The sequence below is a fragment of the Indolivaga capnocytophagoides genome (assembly GCF_036511535.1).
In the GTDB taxonomy this organism is placed as follows: domain Bacteria; phylum Bacteroidota; class Bacteroidia; order Bacteroidales; family Dysgonomonadaceae; genus Dysgonomonas_A; species Dysgonomonas_A capnocytophagoides.
Genome location: NZ_AP028867.1, coordinates 721,443 through 739,067 on the forward strand (window position 1 = coordinate 721,443; position 17,625 = coordinate 739,067).

14 protein-coding genes are annotated in these 17,625 nt (G+C 37.2%); 9 read left to right on the forward strand and 5 right to left on the reverse strand.

The window, feature by feature from the left end; genetic code table 11:
- Nucleotide 1 precedes the first annotated feature (1 nt).
- The 3 genes from AABJ51_RS03090 to AABJ51_RS03100 form a co-directional block, all read right to left on the reverse strand.
- Entirely contained in the window at nucleotides 2-1,090 is a 1,089-nt protein-coding gene (locus tag AABJ51_RS03090; RefSeq protein ID WP_338374357.1) for an alpha/beta hydrolase, read from the reverse strand.
- 93 nt (nucleotides 1,091-1,183) lie between these two features.
- Nucleotides 1,184-3,559: a TonB-dependent siderophore receptor gene (locus AABJ51_RS03095; protein WP_338374358.1), complete on the reverse strand. Its 2,376-nt coding sequence runs from the start codon at nucleotides 3,557-3,559 to the stop codon at nucleotides 1,184-1,186.
- 136 nt (nucleotides 3,560-3,695) lie between these two features.
- Complete coding sequence (locus tag AABJ51_RS03100) at nucleotides 3,696-4,577, reverse strand: VIT1/CCC1 transporter family protein (protein ID WP_338374359.1); 882 nt, start codon at nucleotides 4,575-4,577, stop codon at nucleotides 3,696-3,698.
- 173 nt (nucleotides 4,578-4,750) lie between these two features.
- Here AABJ51_RS03100 and glpE point away from each other — a divergent pair, with 173 nt between their 5' ends.
- The 8 genes from glpE to AABJ51_RS03140 all read left to right on the forward strand — a co-directional run bounded on the left by glpE (nucleotide 4,751) and on the right by AABJ51_RS03140 (nucleotide 13,281).
- Nucleotides 4,751-5,044: a thiosulfate sulfurtransferase GlpE gene (gene glpE / locus AABJ51_RS03105; RefSeq protein ID WP_084158478.1), complete on the forward strand. Its 294-nt coding sequence runs from the start codon at nucleotides 4,751-4,753 to the stop codon at nucleotides 5,042-5,044.
- A 109-nt stretch (nucleotides 5,045-5,153) separates the two neighbouring features.
- Complete coding sequence (locus tag AABJ51_RS03110; protein WP_338374360.1) at nucleotides 5,154-5,582, forward strand: MarR family winged helix-turn-helix transcriptional regulator; 429 nt, start codon at nucleotides 5,154-5,156, stop codon at nucleotides 5,580-5,582.
- Nucleotides 5,575-6,891, forward strand: coding sequence for a TolC family protein (locus AABJ51_RS03115; RefSeq protein ID WP_338374361.1), 1,317 nt, complete (start codon nucleotides 5,575-5,577; stop codon nucleotides 6,889-6,891). Before AABJ51_RS03110 ends, AABJ51_RS03115 begins: the two co-directional genes overlap by 8 nt.
- Nucleotides 6,892-7,052: 161 nt before the next feature.
- Nucleotides 7,053-8,153: an HlyD family secretion protein gene (locus AABJ51_RS03120; RefSeq protein WP_134435144.1), complete on the forward strand. Its 1,101-nt coding sequence runs from the start codon at nucleotides 7,053-7,055 to the stop codon at nucleotides 8,151-8,153.
- The gene (locus AABJ51_RS03125) at nucleotides 8,150-9,760 is read left to right on the forward strand and encodes an MFS transporter (protein WP_338374363.1); all 1,611 of its coding nucleotides are present in this window, start codon (nucleotides 8,150-8,152) and stop codon (nucleotides 9,758-9,760) included. The genes AABJ51_RS03120 and AABJ51_RS03125 overlap by 4 nt, the downstream gene beginning before the upstream one ends.
- Before the next feature lie 66 nt (nucleotides 9,761-9,826).
- Nucleotides 9,827-10,624: a hypothetical protein gene (locus tag AABJ51_RS03130; protein WP_338374364.1), complete on the forward strand. Its 798-nt coding sequence runs from the start codon at nucleotides 9,827-9,829 to the stop codon at nucleotides 10,622-10,624.
- Between the two features lie 292 nt (nucleotides 10,625-10,916).
- On the forward strand, nucleotides 10,917-12,185 hold the full coding sequence (locus AABJ51_RS03135) for an MBOAT family O-acyltransferase (protein WP_338374365.1): 1,269 nt from the start codon (nucleotides 10,917-10,919) through the stop codon (nucleotides 12,183-12,185).
- 4 nt (nucleotides 12,186-12,189) lie between these two features.
- Nucleotides 12,190-13,281, forward strand: coding sequence for an alginate O-acetyltransferase AlgX-related protein (locus tag AABJ51_RS03140; RefSeq protein WP_338374366.1), 1,092 nt, complete (start codon nucleotides 12,190-12,192; stop codon nucleotides 13,279-13,281).
- A gap of 41 nt (nucleotides 13,282-13,322) precedes the next feature.
- Here the strand turns inward: AABJ51_RS03140 and AABJ51_RS03145 are convergent, their stop codons facing one another.
- Both AABJ51_RS03145 and AABJ51_RS03150 read right to left on the reverse strand, forming a co-directional pair.
- Entirely contained in the window at nucleotides 13,323-13,829 is a 507-nt protein-coding gene (locus AABJ51_RS03145) for a TlpA family protein disulfide reductase (protein WP_338374367.1), read from the reverse strand.
- A 278-nt stretch (nucleotides 13,830-14,107) separates the two neighbouring features.
- Complete coding sequence (locus AABJ51_RS03150; protein WP_320973799.1) at nucleotides 14,108-14,761, reverse strand: carbonic anhydrase; 654 nt, start codon at nucleotides 14,759-14,761, stop codon at nucleotides 14,108-14,110.
- A gap of 256 nt (nucleotides 14,762-15,017) precedes the next feature.
- On the opposite strand from AABJ51_RS03150, the gene pheT reads away from it, so the two are divergent.
- A complete protein-coding gene (pheT, locus tag AABJ51_RS03155) occupies nucleotides 15,018-17,477 on the forward strand; it encodes a phenylalanine--tRNA ligase subunit beta (protein WP_338374368.1) in 2,460 nt (819 codons plus the stop codon).
- The last annotated feature ends 148 nt before the right edge of the window (nucleotides 17,478-17,625 follow it).

The window sequence follows — 17,625 nt, forward strand, 5'->3', positions numbered from 1 at the left end:
GTTATTTTAGCTTTCCCGATTTAGCTTTATCCAAACTTGCTTTGGCATTTTTACTGTCTGGATAATTATTCAGATTGTATTCCAATATCTTGATAGCGTTCATCTTTTGATCTACCGATAGAGCGTATTTTCCTATATTATCAATCAGTGATTCATCCGGAATAAATCTGTATCCTAGTTTTTCTGATAGTTTTTTGTATTGCTCTTCTATTATTTGAGGTTCGTACGGAATCTTTTTCACAGGAAGGGTTATTCCTTCGAAAATATATCTCAGGGCATCGAACATGCCCGGTATGATAATTGTCCCATGATCCTCATCCTCATAGTATTTCCAACCTGTATTCAGATTATTATGGGGGGCAGAGTTCAGTATTTCCTTACAAAATTGATCAATAGTTTTGGAATGTTTCTGTTCGTCATCGGGTTTGTCTTCATCTTTAGCCATTGCAATATAAAGAGACCTCTTATCGAAGTTCTTAGACTTCCATATATTTTGCGCTTCATTATATACCTTTCGGTTATCCCACCATAGGCTCGGGTCTAGTACTACATACGCATCGAATGATGTTGTTTGGTGTACTAAGGTATTCATTGCGTAAAGTCCACCGAAGGAGTGCCCTATGAGTATATTATATCCGGAGGTGCGGTAAGTTGAATCTATTAAAGACCTCAATTCCCCTGTTAAGAACTTAGTAAAGTTATCACTGCCTCCACTGTTGGTAAACATATCTTTACCATTGTGTTTCAATAAAGACCGGGATGGTGTAAGATCACGGGTACGGTCTGTATTTGGGATGCCTACAATGATGCATTCGGGCATATTATTATACATACCACGAGTGAATGTTTGCTGTATTCCAACCAGAGCCTGAAAGTTTTTATCTCCGTCTAATAAGTAAATTACAGGATATTTTGCTTTTCCGAATGAAGGATCGCTGTATTCCGGTGGAAGGTATACCCAATATGGCCTGTCTTCGTTGATAGTGGGAGAGTGCATCGAGTATTTATAACCTATATTGATTGCTTCCTGCGAATATGTTTCAAACAGAAAGAAAGTACCAATGAGTATAAGCAGAAGCTTTAGTTTCATACAATTTTTTATTAGCTATAAATCGTCCGGCGTTGAATATCTTCAGCACCGGACGATTGTTATTATTAAAGTTAAGGTCTCAGACCTTAGTTATCAGAAGCGATAAGTGATGTTTGCAAGGAACTGTCTCGGAGATTGTGTTTCTCCGTAATAGTCTCCCAACCAATATCTTTTATCTGTGATATTATTTAGCTTAGCTCCGATTCTGAAATTGGAATATTCATAAAAAACAGTAGCGTCGAGTTTTCCGTATCCGGATACTGTAATACTGTTTTTTGCATCCAGAAAACTGCTGCTCGCAAAGTTTCCTCCAAGACCGATACCAAATCCTTTTAATGTTCCATTCAGAATTTTCTGGCTGATCCAGAAGTTTCCAAGATGTTTGGGTGTTGCGATATCTCTTTTTCCATTAGCATCGCCTTTTTCGAACTTGTTATCGTTGAAAGCATATCCGATAATGATGTGCATCCCCGGCAGTGGGTTTGCAATGACATCCATTTCGAAACCTTTACTTATCTGGGTTGCGTCCTGTACACTGTAATTAGTTGCAGTAGATCCTTCGGGAGACGCAATTGAACGAATTCTGTCTTCCACCTTTATATGATAAAAGCTAATAGTACTGTTTAGTTTCTTATCAAAGAATTCCAGTTTAAAACCTCCTTCCCACTGGAAGGCATGTTCAGGTTTGAAGGGTTTGATTTCACCTTCGGGATTAGCTATTGCTGGTCCTTTATTTTTAAATCCGTTCATGTAATTTGCAAAGATAGAAGCTTTATCTTTTACTACTTGATAGACAATTCCAAATTTTGGAGACCAAGCCGATTGCATATAATTGTTTTGCACATCATCAAAGCGGTCGAAACGTACACTCGCCATAACATCCAGTTGTTCAGTGATATTAAAAACATCCGAAACATAGGCACTATATGTTCGTGTGAAACGTTTGTTTGCAGATGGTTTATTAGCACTTGCCAGCTTATTGTTATATTGGTCGAGGAAAATAGGAGCATCTTGCCCATGTAAGCCTATGTTTCCTGTAGTATTGCCATTCAGACTCTTATCATATGGATTAAGGGTCGAACGGGTGTCACTTGTTGTTAAACGAGTATAATCTAATCCGACAAGAACTCTGTTTCTGAATTGTCCGAGGTAAAAATCACCGTTGAAATTTTGTTGTAATTGTTGTGTCGTAAATACACTTGGTATGTGCATCATACGTCTGCGCAGACTGTCTTTTGAATACACATCAAGAAAAATATAGTTCGCATCGTTGTCTGTACGTGCATATGAACCTAAAGTCTGCGATGTCCAGTTATCCGAAATTTTGTATTTGACCTCACCGAATACATTTAATACTTCGGCTTTACTGGTTACATCATTTGATGCAAAGGATTTATCCCAATCCCAGTTCAAATCATTTAAGTTTGAAATAATTCCGGTGCTAGGGTTGATGTAAGCTGTTGTACGGTTCGATTTGAAATATTCGGCATCAACAGTAACTGATAACCTTTCGCTTGCATTATAAGTAATGGTAGGCGCAACCATAAAAGTTTTATTGATACCATAATCTTTATACGAATTCTCTTTGTGTAATGCTGTATTTACACGAAAAAGGACTTTTCCTTCGTTATCGAGCGGGGTATTATAATCGGCAGTAACACGGCCTAATCCCCATGCTCCGGCTGTGAATCCTACTTCTCCTGATTTTCCGTCATGAGCTTTTTTTGTTACTCTATTAACAAGGCCTCCATACGAAATAAGGTTTGTTCCGAATAATGTTGCAGACGGACCTTTGATCACTTCGATGCTTTCGAGATTAGCAGGATCCGACAATGATACATAATTTGTTGCCATACCATTACGGATAGATCCTGCTCCGTCCGCTCCAGCGAAGCCACGTAGACGCATTGCCAATCCTGTACCTCCTGATCCGACACCTAATGTTGCTCCAGATACACCCGGGGCTGAAGTCAGTACATTCTTAAAATCAACCGCGATCTGCTCACCCAGCAGTTCTTTTGGTATTACTGTATATACCTGAGGATTCTCGAGGTTTTTGACAGGCATACGGGCTACATAATCAGATTTTTTTTGAGCGAATTTGGTAATCATACTATTAACCACAACTTCGTTCAGGGCATTGGCTCCTAAGTCGAAAGTAATGTTGCCTACATTTACTGTTTTTCCGGCTTCGACTTTTACGGGCATTTCCTGGGTCTTGTTGCCCATATATGAAAATAGTACGGTGTAGCTGCCTTCGGCTACTTTAATTGCAAACTTACCGTTCTCGTCAGAGTAATCTCCTTTGCTGTTATTTTTGATGGATATCGATACCATCTCTATAGGAGTGCCTTCATTCGTTACAATTGTACCGGTAATTGTTCCCGTGTTCTGGGCTTTTACCATGATACATGTCAATAAGAATAACAAACTGATTGTCATTCTGCATGCGACTTTTTTTAAGTTCATTCTTTACTGATAAATAGATTAATACTTCCTAAAACCTCGCCAAAGGTATTTTAATTAAAGAATGTAAACAATCGCAATAAATTATTAAAATAAGTATTCTGGATACCTATTAATATGTACGAAAAGAGCTGTTTTTCTATACTTCGATGTTGAATAAATACTTTACGGCAAGTCCGATAATAAAACTAATGAAAGCTACTCCAAGACTGATGGATACCATTTCGATAAAACGTTTTCTGAACGAGTAACCTTTGGCTATGGCCGTATAGTAGTTGAAAGCTGCAATGATAAGTATCGCTGCTATAAGTGTCACAGAAAGTGCTATGTATACATTGCTTAAAATAAGGTAGGGTAGTATGAGTATTATAACGGTTAGTATATATGCGATACCTGTATAAACGGATGCTGTAATTGGTTTTATTTCTCCACTATTTTCAGTTTTTGTGGATAGATATTCTGATCCCGCCATTGAAAAAGCTGCCGCAATACCTGTAATGATGCCTACAGATGCAATCATCTTTGAGTTTTGCAGACCGAAAGTTAGCCCTGCAAGTACTCCGGTCAGTTCTACTAAAGCATCATTCAGACCCAGTACTACCGATCCTAGATAGCCTAAAGGCTTGTCTTTTATTAAATCGATCAGTTGTTGCTCGTGATCATCTTCATCAAATTGTATATTCTTTGCTTCCGGTACGATTTGAGAAAGTTTATCGTAATTAAGGGCGGCATTCAGCTCGTTGCGTTCCATCAGTTTTATGCCGAATGTCAATCCCAGATAGCGTACTATATTTGAGTAGAGCCATATCTTTAGCTTGTTAGGCTTTACTATTTCATATGTGTACGACTGCCAGATAGCAGCATGTCCTCTCTCTTGTGCTGCTATTTTCTGTATCACAGCTTTGTTGTTCTCATCTTTGATAAAAGATGCTATGCTTTCGTATATATGGGCTTCAGTAATTTCGCTGCGCTGTTCGGCGAGTAATATTTTTTTTAATTCGGGACTTATGTTGTTATTCATTGCGACAATTTTTATTTCAATTATGTGTTGTTTAAATTTTCTCTTAATAAACAAATCAAGACAAATGGTTGTTTTATGTTTTTTAATAATTAGTGACAGAAAATATTTAATGATGTATTTTCTCATACTTACTAAATCAATAAAAAGGTCTGGAACCTCAAATAATAATTAAGATGTTTAAAAGGATTAACGAACAACAAGCCAGAGAAAAGTTAAGTATTTCGGGAGCCGTTTTATTAGATATACGAGATGCCGACAGTTATAACGCAGGACATCTCCAGGATGCGATTCATCTGACAAATGAAAATGTGCAGAATATTATTACGGAAACAGATAAACAGCTGCCTGTATTAGTGATGTGCTATCATGGGAATAGTAGCCAGAGTGTAGCTGCGTACCTTAGCCAGCAGGGATTTACTGATGTATATAGCATAGATGGTGGATATGAAGGCTGGTCGGGTGAGTAATAGCTGTAGACTTTAATTGTTTTTTTATAAAACCTAAAAAAGATATTGGTTGAATGTTCAACTAATATCTTTTTTTTGTAATTTTGTCCTCTGAAAAAATTAGGTTATTATGATAATGCAGGATTTTGTATATACATTGCTTATGGTGCAATCGACCTACAGGCAGGCTATATATAAAGAAATTAGGGAATGCGGAATTGATGTATCGTTTGAAATGCTGCATATTCTCAGGAGGCTATATATGCAAGACCGTATAAACCAGCAAGAACTCGCGGCATTGGTATATAAGGATAAATCGAACCTTTCTTATCTTCTGAATAATATGGAAAAACGCAATCTTATAAAGCGTATTTCGGATGAAGGTGATAAAAGGAACAAACTAGTGGTATTGACTGATGAGGGAAAGGCTAAGAGCGAATTAATACAAAAGATCGTGGATTCGGTATATATCAAAATAGAAAAGAATATAGATGTATCCAGAATGGAAAGGTGTGTAAATTATTTGAGAGAATTAAATGGCTTAATCGGTAATGAATAAAAGTGTATTAGGAGCTATTATCATATTTTTTTTATTGATACCAGGAACAACAGCTTATACCCAAACATCTTATAAACTAACTGTATCCGAACTTTTTGATAAAGGTTTGGAGTATAGTTTGACAATCAAGTCGTCGGAACTGAAAATCAGAATGGCAGAAGACCGAGTTTCTCTGGCGAGGAATAAACTGCTGCCGGATATTCAGGTAAGCGGTCAGTTTGGCTATGTCGGACCTTCTTCGATATTGAACCGCGATTTGTATTTTCTCAAACATACAGATGCTCCCGATTGGAAACAAAACTATCAATTGGCTGCTGTTCAGCCATTGTATCAGGGCGGGCGTATTAAAGGAAATATAGAAAAATCGGAACTGGATCAGGAAATCGCACAACTGAGTCTCGAAAAGGATAAATCGGGACTTAAGCTTTGGCTGATGGGTAAATTTCTAGATTTGTATAATTTTTACAAACAAAGAGACAGCTATGAGCTCAACATCCAAGAGGCTCAAAGACGATTGCAGGATATCCGAAAGATGAGGGAAGAGGGAATGATCACAACTAACGATGTTCTTCGCTCCGAAATACAATTATTGAATTACGAATTGTCGTTAAAAGAGACTAATAACAACATTATACTAGTATCTCAGCAGTTGACCATTGTTATGGGTATGAATGAAGATTTGATCTTCGAACCCGATCTGATCTTTTCAGAAACGGAGGAGAACCTGCAAGGAATAGAGGATTACATCCAATCTGCATATGAAAAATATCCGGATATGAGGATAAGCAAGACGAATCTTGATCTGGCCCGAAATAATCTGAAAATAACTAAAGCCGATTTTTTACCTGCTTTGTCTTTACAGTTCGGCAATACTTTTCAGCGTCCCATACCAAACACTTCACCGGTGCAGGATTTATATCTCAATTCGTGGGGATTGACATTAAACCTGTCTTACAAAGTTTCGGCATTGTTTGACCGGAAACATTCATTGTCATCAGCTAAAACCCAAATCAATCTACAGGAAATGGCTGAGGAGCAACAGCGACAGAATATACGGACAGGAGTGAAAGCCGCTTATTTGAAACATCAGGAAGCTCTTGATAAAGTAAAGGTGCTGGAGCATTCACTGAATCAAGCGAATGAGAATTACCGTATTGTAAATAAGAAATATTTCAATCAGCTGGCTATTTTAACTGACCTTCTGGATGCAAATACAGTCCAATTGAGCGCAGAACTGCAATTGGAAGCTGCCCGTACAAATGTAATTTATACTTATTACCAACTGCTTAATATTAGTGGTAATCTGTAGGGGCTGTTTGTTATAGATTTATCTATAGGTATAAAAGTTAAAATAAGGGAAGAAGGTAACCGATAAAAAAAAAGTGTTTTTAGTGTGTACTTTGTAACCTTTTGTGTTTAATTGACTGAATTGAATTGCATAGTTTATAAAATTTATTTGTAACGACATATATGGATATAGAAAAATCTGAAATAGAGGAAAAATTAGAACAACAACGCATTTATAAAAAGTTACAGAGCAAAAAGAAACGAAATCTGTTACTAAATATAATAACTATTGTGCTGGCTTTGGCAGGTATTGTTTGGGCATGTAATATATTTCTGCGTTATTACGAGTATGAGATAACAAACGATGCCACAGTCGAACAATATGTCTCGCCCGTAAACAGCAAGGTGCAGGGATATATCAAAAAAATAAATTTTACAGACCATCAGTATGTACATAAAGGAGATACATTACTGGTGATTGATGACCGTGAATTTCAAATAAAATTGCTTGATGCTGAGGCTGCTATGAAAGACGCTGAAGCATCAGCAGAAATATTATCATCTACAATTAATACAGCTGCGGCAAATGTTGCTGTTTCTCTGGCGAACATAGAAGAAGCAAAAGCCCGTTTGTGGAAATCGGAACAAGACTATAACAGATATAAAAACCTACTGGCCGCCGATGCTGTGTCTCAACAGCAATTCGATCAGATGAAGACCGAATATGAGGCTATGAAAGCCCATTACAATTCATTGTCGAAACAACAGGAGTCTGTCAGATCCGTCTCATCAGAAACTCAGAAAAAACGAAATAGCACAGAGGCGGCGATAGCCCGGCGAAAATCCGATTTGGCTATGGCTGAGCTCAATCTTTCGTATACGGTTATTACTGCTCCTTACTCGGGATATGTAGGGAGGAGAGCTTTGGATGAAGGTCAGTTAATACAGGCCGGACAGACTATAACCAATCTGGTGAAAGGCGAAGATAAATGGATTATTGCTAATTACAGGGAAAAGCAGATTGAGAATATATACATCGGTCAGATGGTAAATATCAAGGTTGATGCAATTAAGGGTAAGGTATTTAAAGGAAAAGTAACGGCAATATCGGAAGCTACCGGATCTAAATACTCATTATTACCGACAGATAATTCTGCCGGCAACTTCGTGAAGATACAACAGCGTATTCCTGTACGTATCGATTTTGTTGATGCAAGCAAAGAGGACATGTCTAAACTAAGAGCGGGTATGATGGTTGAAACAGAAGCTATATTAAGAGAATGAGCCAGCAGGCAAACATAGCGGCTGCTCCCCAACACTTCAGAGAATGGGTTCCTACATGGCTCAAAGCTGTGGTAGCCCTTTTTATCTTGTGCCCTGTTATGCTCATAAATGGCGCATATACAGGTAGTAGTGTCGATATCTCCAGCTTTCTGGGAGTATTGTCCGAAGATATTAACATGGCTTACTTTGCAGCATCGGCAGGTATGGCTATATCGTATCCCATAGTACCTATTTTGAGACCTGTGGCTACCACCAAAACAATTATACTGATTGTACTATTTGCCCAATTGGGGCTAAGTTTTATCTGCGCTACAACTACATATGTAGAGGTATTGATTGTCTGCAGCTTTTTTATCGGGTATTTCAAAGGGTTTTCTCTTATAGAGATCATTTCTATTCTGATGCCCATTGTGACACCCAGTGGTACACGTAATGAATTTTATTCTAAATTTTATCCCATATCTCTTATTATAGGACAGTTATCTCTGGTATTGACCGCCGAGTTTGCATACAATTATCAATGGCAGCATATGTACTATTTTATGATTGTTTTGTTGCTTATTGCTATGCTTCTGGTAGTGGTGTTTATGGCTTTCGGCAGACGACTTATCCGCATACCTTATAAAGAGATTGATTGGTATAGTTTCTTTCAGGCATCGTGTGTAATGATGGCTATAATTTATGTCTGTACTTATGGGAAAACTAATGATTGGTTTGCCTCACGGAATATTATAATTGCAACGATAAGTATTCCTGTTTTAGGATGGATGTTTATCCGCCGTCAGCTAATGTCTGATAAACGCCCTTTTGTGGACATGAGTGTTTTGAAGAACCGGAACTCGGCTGTGATGTACTTGTTTTCGTTCTTCATGATGTTTATGGCTTCGTTTACCACATTGTCGTCGGCATACGTTACATCTGTCTTGCGTTTGGATGCGACTAAAGCTAATGAGCTGTATTTGTACATGATTCCGGGTATTGTGATCGGTGGTTTTGCGTGCTACTACCTCTATCGCAGAGCCATACGCATGGCTTGGCTGTTGTTTATCGGATTCTCCTGTTTTACACTTGCTATTGCTCTCCTGTACTTTAATGTACAGCCAGAAGGAACATACGAAGATTTATATTTGCCTATGTTTCTTAAGGGTATCGGAATTGTGATATTGTATGTTGCCATAGGTGTATACGCAATTCAGGGGCTTGAGCCAAAGCAGTTGATATATAATGCTTTTTTCATTATCTGTTCCAGATCAGCTTTAGCCCCAGCGGTAGCTTTAGGTATAATGACAAATTGGTTATATCGGTTGCAGCAACAAAATCTATCTGTGCTGTCTGAGTCTGTAGATGCTTTGAATCCTTATGCTTCGAGTTTATACACTCAAAGTTATTCAAGTTATATAGCCAAAGGTTTGAGCATAGAGGACGCAAAACAGATGGCTCTAAATACTTTGTACGGAAAAGTACAGATACAGGCGACTACCGTCAGTATAAAAGAAATATTAGGATATATGCTTATCATCGGGATTGGTATATTGGTTGGTATATTGTTATACTTCTTCAAATACAGAGCTGTGAGATTAGTGAAAGTTGGACAGGATTTGAGTTGAACAAATTAATATATTTTTTGTTTAATTAGGGAAACAACATATTCCGGTTTCTTAAAAACAAATAAAATGAAAAAAATATTACTTTCAACATTAATCCTTGCATCAACATTTACGTTATTTGCGCAGACTGAGCCTGCATATAAAAAGGGAAAATTCTTCGCTTTCTGGGGATGGAACAGGAGTCATTATACAAACTCTACCATTCATTTTACCGGAGATGATTATGATTTTAAATTATACAGGGCCGTTGCACATGATAAGCTGAGTCCTGTTAGTTATCATAATTATTTGCAGCTGGATCGTATAACTATACCTCAGACCAATTTCCGTATAGGTTATTTCTTTAAAGACAATATGGCGATCAGCATCGGTGTAGACCACATGAAATACGTAATGGATCAGGATCAAACAGTAAAGGTCTCGGGAACTGTTCCTAAAGAATTTCAGGATAGAGTTCAGGATGGACAGATAAAACTTACTGACGATTTCCTTACATTCGAACATACTGACGGTCTGAACTATATCAATGCCGAGTTTGAATATTATCATAATTTCTACAAGAATGGAATATTAAAAATAAACGGATTAGTTGGAGGTGGTGCTGGCTTTTTACTACCCAAATCCAATGTTAAACTGTTTGATCAGGAACGTCATGATAAGTTTCATCTGGCCGGTTTTGGTTTGAACGGTAAAGTTGGTGCTGATGTATTGTTGTGGGATTTGTTTTTCCTGCGTTGCGAAGGTAAAGAAGGTTATATCAATATGCCAAGTATCCGCACAACCTATGATAAGAGCGATAAAGCATCTCAGCATTTCTGGTTTGCCGAAATCGATTTTCTATTTGGTTTTGCATGGCATTTTTAAAATAAAATACTTTGAAATTAAGCATAAGAGGAAGCTTTCTGCGGAAGGTTTCCTCTTTTCTTTTATCTATATAGTGAAAAAGATCATATTTATACTTATTTTTGCCTCGCAAAAATATTAGGGATCAAACGATTATATATACATGTTATTTAGCAGCATATTCTTTCTGGGTTTCTTTTTACCAATATCGATACTCTCATATTTGTCAACTCCCCGGAAATACAGAAATATAACACTTCTTTTTCTGAGTTTGTTGTTTTACGCATGGGGAGAACCGAAAATGGTCTTTGTTATGCTCTTTGTAGTTATAACAAACTATTTTTCGGGTATACTTATAGCCAAAGATTATCGAAAGATTGGAATGTGTATATCGATACTAACGAGTATGGGTACTTTGGCTGTTTTTAAATATACAAATTTTGCTTATGATTCTTTTACAACTCTAATAACCGAGTTAGGCATAAGCTATAGTTGGATGTCTATTCCTCGAATAGCTTTACCGGTAGGGATCAGTTTCTATACATTCCAGACATTATCTTATAATATAGACATCTATCGGAATAATATTAAGCCATGTTATAATCTGATTGATTTTGCGACGTATGTCAGTTTCTTTCCTCAATTGGTTGCCGGACCCATTGTCCGATTTACAGATGTCAGGGAGCAGCTCGGTTCAAGAGGAACTAATCTCGATAACTTCGCATCGGGTATAGAGCGGTTTATATTAGGGCTTGCCAAAAAGGTAATCATCGCCAATAACTGTGCTTATATAGCAGACCTTATATTCGATTTACATCCTCAGTATGTGTCGGCAGGAAGTGCTTGGCTTGGGATAACTTTTTATACTTTACAGATATATTTCGACTTTTCGGGATATTCCGATATGGCAATCGGGCTTGCTCGTATATTTGGTTTTCGTTTTCAGGAGAACTTTAATTATCCGTATATATCCAATTCGATAAAAGAGTTCTGGAGACGCTGGCATATTTCATTGTCATCCTGGTTCAGAGATTATCTTTATATTTCGCTCGGAGGAAACCGAAAAGGTAAATATAGAACTTACATTAATCTTTCGATTGTTTTTATCGTAACGGGCCTTTGGCATGGTGCCAGTTGGAATTTCATTATATGGGGTATTTGGCATGGGCTCTTTATTGTATTGGAGCGTATGGGGGGAGATAAGATTTTGGAAAAGACTCCAAAACCGATACAGCATATTTATACATTGTTGGTAGTTATGATAGGGTGGGTGTTCTTCCGATCGGCTAATTTGGAAATGTCTCTCTTGTTCATTCAAAATCTTTTCGGAGGATTATCTACTGATCAAGTTGTGTTTCATATGGCAGATTATCTTACAGTTCACCATATTATAATTTTATCATTTGCTTTGTTGTTTTGCTCTCCGGTTTTTCCTGCTTTCAGAAATAGATTATCCGCATATATGGTGGAGCATACTTATATTGAATATATATATTATGTGTGTCTGCTGTTGTTATTGATTTTCCTCATAGCGGCTGAAACAATAACGACATTTACTCCATTTATTTATTTTAGATTCTAAAATTATGAAACCGAAATATCTGTTTGTCATATTATTTGTAATAATTATCTCAATACCGACATTATTCCTCCCATTTTATGAGTCTTCTACAGCCTCGGAAAATAGAGCGAAAGATAAATTTCCGGAGTGGTACACGCTGTACACATATCCGGTTCTGTTTATACGGAAAGTTGATGCTTTCTACAAATCTAACTTTGCATTGAGGAATCATTTGTACAACTTTTATAAATACCTTAAATGGGATATTTTAGGTGAGAACCCTTTTCCGAATGAGGTGGTTGTTGGTAAAGATGGCTGGTTGTTTCCCGGTAACAAGTCTTATCATAATTATGACCAATCCTTGGGTGTCGTTTCCGATATAGAAGAACGTATGGATACTACATGCAGCAAAATGCTGGCAATGAAAACTTTCTGTGATTCACTCGGTATTGATTTTTATTTGGCTATAGGTCCGGATAAGGCGTCTGTGTATCCCGAGATGCTACCGATAAAGCCTCTAACGGTAGGGAAAACAAAAGATGTTGTCAAACGGAAACTGAAGGGATTTCATGTTAATGTCATAGATATGAGTGATTATATATTGGAACAGAAAGATGGACAGAAGCTTTATTTTTATAAAACCGATACTCATTGGAATCATCTAGGAGCATATTTGGGTACTCAAAGGTTGTTAGATGAAATAAGGAAGAAATACGATGTGGGAGTTATTGACCTGAATGATTATCAAGTAAAAGATACAGCCGTGTTTACTATGGACTTATCTCGCCAGATAGATGTTCCGATGAAAGAATCTTATTCTGTATTTAAGAAACAAAAGGATGACTATACAAAAACGATAAGGTCTATGAACTACGATGGCTGGGATGTCCCCTTAGAGGAAACGATAAATGTAAAAAGAGAAAGTAAATGTGTGGTATTCAGGGATTCCTACTTTCAAAATATGTATGATTATTTTTGCAATAATGTAGGTCATGCCGTTATCGGTGTTCAGCGGTTTGACAGGAATCTTATATTAAAAGTTCGTCCGGATTTTGTTGTATTAGAGTTAGTGGAGCGTCGTTTATTGGATTTTGATCCAAATGAATTTTATCTATAAAAAGAAAACCAGACTCTCGAAAGAGCCTGGTTTTTTCATACTTACATGGTTTCTTTTTTCAAAATTTCATTCAATTTAGCAGGTGTGAGATTCATTGCCATGATGACTCCTTTTTCGTCAATCAGGTAATTTTTAAAACCTCTTCCCAGTTGATACTTTTGATAAAGCTCCGAACCGCTACCTTTTGTTTCCTGAAACTGGTATGTCTTATCGATTCCATCCATACTTAATGTCTTTTCGAAGATCGCCTTGTTTTTATCAAAAGCCACGGAAATCATAACCAGTGGACTCTTGTCTTTTTTCAACGAGTTCCATAAAAGAACATTTTTCATGTGTGAGTCGGCATCATATGCCGCCCAAAAGCTTACCAATACTTTTACTCCCCTTAAATACTTAAGATCAAGTTTATTGCCCTCGTTATCATTTATTTTTAACTCGGGCATTAGGTTTCCTGGATATATACCTTCTGAAACCTTCGAAGTTCTTGTTGTGTAGGACGAAGTGATCAACACTATCCCAACGAGCAAGAAGCACTTCAAATACTTCATAAAATAATATTTAGGTTACTACTAAAGCTATATCCACAGAATCTCTCCATAGATTATAACTTCTCCGATTCTCGGAAAAAACAGTCCTACTCTAAGGATCTGCTATGCTTATTATTTTAGCGGCACAAATATACACTACTTTTTTCTGATTTCAAACCTAAGAGCATAACTGTACTTTACATGTTAAAGAACAAATTCTTTGCTGAAAAGGTTTTGACACAGATATAGATTTTTTCTAATAGTGTGTTTTTAACAATCAAAGTAAGACTAAAATAGGATTATTCAGCGTTGCCCGTGATATCATAAATCTCTTTAATCTTATCCAGTTCTCTATCCAAATCGAAATGTAAATCATGAAGACGTGCATCTTTGATGTCGAATACCCATCCTGCAACTTTGGGATAGCCTTTTTCGTAATAGGATTTTTGTACTTCTCCCATTTTTATGATATTGCGGCATTGCTCATATGTATTAAGCTCTACTAGGCGTCGGTGTCTGGCTTCTGTTTCATCAATAACATCCAGCTCTTTTTTATGTAGGTGATAAACATCCCGTATACTTCGTAGCCATGGGTTAAGTATTCCATAGTCTGATTTTTTCATAGCAGCTTGTATGCCTCCGCATCCATAATGTCCACAAACGATAATGTATTTTACTTTAAGATATTCTACTCCGTAATTAATAACTGAAAGCACATTCAAGTCCGTAGATATTACCATGTTTGCAATATTACGGTGAATAAATACCTCCCCGGGTTTAAGACCCATAACCTGATTGGGGTGTACCCTGCTGTCAGAACATCCGATATAGAGAAAATCAGGGTGTTGATCGGCTGCTAATAGTTTGAATAAACCGGGGTTATCTACTTTATTTTTTTCGATCCATTTGTTATTCGCTTCGAAGATTCGGTCATATTTTTCTTGATCAGACATATATACGTTTTTAGTTGGGTGATAAAGATACTATTAATTGCTTTTTATTATTTATAGTTTTTGCTGTTTTCTGTTGGTTTCTCTAATCGTTTAATGATATTGATTGTAAACAGAGCATCACATTCTACCTATAACAATAAGGCTTTTGGGTTTTTTATTACGTGATAAATTTTGTAATTTTGACAGGCTTAAAATGAATAAAGAAAAATAATATATAAACAGCCGGATTTAAACGGCTTAGAAAGAATTTTGGAATATGAATATTTCATACAACTGGTTAAAAGATTTTGTTGATTTCGACTTAACACCCGAAGAGGTTTCGGATGCTTTAACTTCTATAGGTCTGGAAACGGGAGGTATAGACGAAGTTCAAACAGTAAAGGGCGGACTTGAAGGTTTGGTGATCGGAGAGGTGTTGACATGTGTTGATCACCCCAATTCGGATCATTTACATATAACAACCGTAAATGTAGGACAAGAAGCTCCACTTCAGATTGTTTGTGGTGCAGCTAATGTAGCTGCCGGGCAAAAGGTTGTTGTTGCTTTGGTTGGTACGGTTTTATATTCAGGAGAAGAGTCATTTACGATTAAGAAGTCTAAAATCAGGGGAGAGGAGTCGTTCGGTATGATCTGTGCTGAGGATGAAATCGGATTAGGAACTAGTCATGATGGTATTATTGTACTACCTGCTGATGCAGTTGTAGGTACACTAGCCAAAGATTATTATAATATAAAAAGCGATTACGTTCTCGAAGTTGACATTACTCCAAACAGGGTTGATGCAGCATCTCATTTCGGTGTGGCACGCGACTTGGCAGCTTACCTGAAACAGAACGGAAAAGGAGCCGAATTGAAACGTCCTTCTGTTGATGGATTCAAAACTGATAATTCGAAGAAAGGCATCACTGTAAAAGTTGAGAATACAGAAGCTTGCCCTCGTTACGCAGGAGTAAGTATAACAGGTGTAAAAGTTACTGAGAGTCCCGATTGGCTGAAAGAGCGTTTGTCTATCATAGGGTTGCGTCCTATAAATAATATTGTGGATGTGACTAATTATGTATTGCACGAACTGGGTCATCCGCTTCATGCTTTCGACAGCAAATACATTACAGGAGGAACTGTATATGTGAAAACTCTTACAGAAGGAACAAAATTTACCACATTGGATGAAGTTGAGCGAACTTTGAGTGAAAGAGACCTGATGATATGCAATGACAAAGAAGGTATGTGTATCGGCGGAGTTTTCGGCGGATTAAAATCAGGAGTAACAGAGCCTACTGCTGATGTTTTTCTCGAATGTGCGTATTTCGATCCTACATGGGTACGTAAGACAGCTCGTCGTCATGGTCTGAATACCGACTCATCGTTCCGCTTTGAGCGAGGATGCGACCCTAACGATACATTATATGTGTTGAAACATGCTGCATTGCTCATTCAGGAAGTTGCTGGAGGTACTATCATCGGAGATATTCAGGATGTTTATCCGACAGTGATAGAAAATCCTGTTGTAGAATTGACTTATACAAAAGTAAATTCATTGATAGGTAAAGAACTGTCCAACGAAACGATCAAATCAATATTAAGTAGTCTCGAAATTGAAATAAAGAGCGAGACTTCAGAAGGTTTAGTTCTGAGCATTCCTACATACAGAGTAGATGTAACTCGTGAGGTGGATGTTATTGAAGATATCTTACGGATATATGGTTACAATAATATCGAGATAGGAGAGTCGTTGAAGTCTAACCTATCGTATCAAACACCGACCGACCGTAGTTATGATTTGCAAAATCTGATTTCTGAACAATTGACAGGAGCAGGTTTTATGGAGATACTCAATAACTCTCTTACTAAAGAAGCATATTATACAGGTCTTAATACTTATCCAGATTCGGCTTGCGTACATCTATTAAACCCTTTGAGTGCCGATCTGAATGTGATGCGTCAATCATTGCTGTTCGGAGGTTTGGAAAGTATAACCTATAACCGTAATCGAAAGAATAACGACCTGAAATTTTATGAATTCGGAAACTGCTATTATTTTGATGCCAAGAAAAAAGATGCAGAAAAACCTCTAAACGAATATTCCGAAGAGTTTCATCTGGGGATATGGATTTGTGGAGATTCGATGAATAACAGCTGGGCTGTGCCTACCGAAAAATCTTCAGTATACCAACTAAAGGCTTATGTAGAGAACGTATTGCTGCGTTTGGGGATACCTACCGACAAATACGAATACGAAGCTGTTTCGAATGATATATACAGTTCTGCTTTGATTATTAAAACCCGTAACCGAGTTTTGGGAACATTGGGTATTGTCGCTAAAAAACTGCTGAAACAAACAGATGTGAATACCGAGGTTTATTTTGCGGAACTTAATTGGGATGCTTTGATGAAAGAGATCAAAAAGCATAAGGTTACATTTGCCGAAATATCTAAATATCCAGTTGTAAAACGAGATCTGGCTTTGTTATTGGATAAAGCTGTTCTGTTTGATCAGATTGAACGCATTGCAAGAAAATCTGAAAAGAAACTATTAAAAGAAGTCAGCCTATTTGATGTCTACGAAGGTAAGAACCTGCCGGAGGGTAAAAAGTCTTATGCTGTGAACTTTGTATTGCAGGATGATGAAAAGACATTAACTGATAAGCAAATAGATGCTATCATGCAGAAAATACAGAAGTCGCTGGAGCAGGAGCTTGGTGCTTCTTTAAGATAAGATATAAGATCTCATTTACAGATATTAAATAAGGTTATCTATTAATGGATAACCTTATTGCTTATTTAACAATTTGTTAAAACAGAGAGGTCTTAGACCCTTTTATGATTATTTCTGTAACGTTAATAGGTTTGTAAGCCATTTAATG

Excerpts from the sequence above, each read along its gene's own strand:
- AABJ51_RS03145 (WP_338374367.1), bottom strand. The coding sequence starts at position 13,829 with ATGAAGTATTTGAAGTGCTTCTTGCTCGTTGGGATAGTGTTGATCACT.
- AABJ51_RS03090 (WP_338374357.1), bottom strand. The coding sequence starts at position 1,090 with ATGAAACTAAAGCTTCTGCTTATACTCATTGGTACTTTCTTTCTGTTT.
- AABJ51_RS03115 (WP_338374361.1), top strand. The coding sequence starts at position 5,575 with ATGAATAAAAGTGTATTAGGAGCTATTATCATATTTTTTTTATTGATA.
- AABJ51_RS03120 (WP_134435144.1), top strand. The coding sequence starts at position 7,053 with ATGGATATAGAAAAATCTGAAATAGAGGAAAAATTAGAACAACAACGC.
- AABJ51_RS03095 (WP_338374358.1), bottom strand. The coding sequence starts at position 3,559 with ATGAACTTAAAAAAAGTCGCATGCAGAATGACAATCAGTTTGTTATTC.
- pheT (WP_338374368.1), top strand. The coding sequence starts at position 15,018 with ATGAATATTTCATACAACTGGTTAAAAGATTTTGTTGATTTCGACTTA.
- glpE (WP_084158478.1), top strand. The coding sequence starts at position 4,751 with ATGTTTAAAAGGATTAACGAACAACAAGCCAGAGAAAAGTTAAGTATT.
- AABJ51_RS03110 (WP_338374360.1), top strand. The coding sequence starts at position 5,154 with ATGATAATGCAGGATTTTGTATATACATTGCTTATGGTGCAATCGACC.
- AABJ51_RS03100 (WP_338374359.1), bottom strand. The coding sequence starts at position 4,577 with ATGAATAACAACATAAGTCCCGAATTAAAAAAAATATTACTCGCCGAA.
- AABJ51_RS03125 (WP_338374363.1), top strand. The coding sequence starts at position 8,150 with ATGAGCCAGCAGGCAAACATAGCGGCTGCTCCCCAACACTTCAGAGAA.
- AABJ51_RS03140 (WP_338374366.1), top strand. The coding sequence starts at position 12,190 with ATGAAACCGAAATATCTGTTTGTCATATTATTTGTAATAATTATCTCA.
- AABJ51_RS03150 (WP_320973799.1), bottom strand. The coding sequence starts at position 14,761 with ATGTCTGATCAAGAAAAATATGACCGAATCTTCGAAGCGAATAACAAA.
- AABJ51_RS03135 (WP_338374365.1), top strand. The coding sequence starts at position 10,917 with ATGCTCTTTGTAGTTATAACAAACTATTTTTCGGGTATACTTATAGCC.
- AABJ51_RS03130 (WP_338374364.1), top strand. The coding sequence starts at position 9,827 with ATGAAAAAAATATTACTTTCAACATTAATCCTTGCATCAACATTTACG.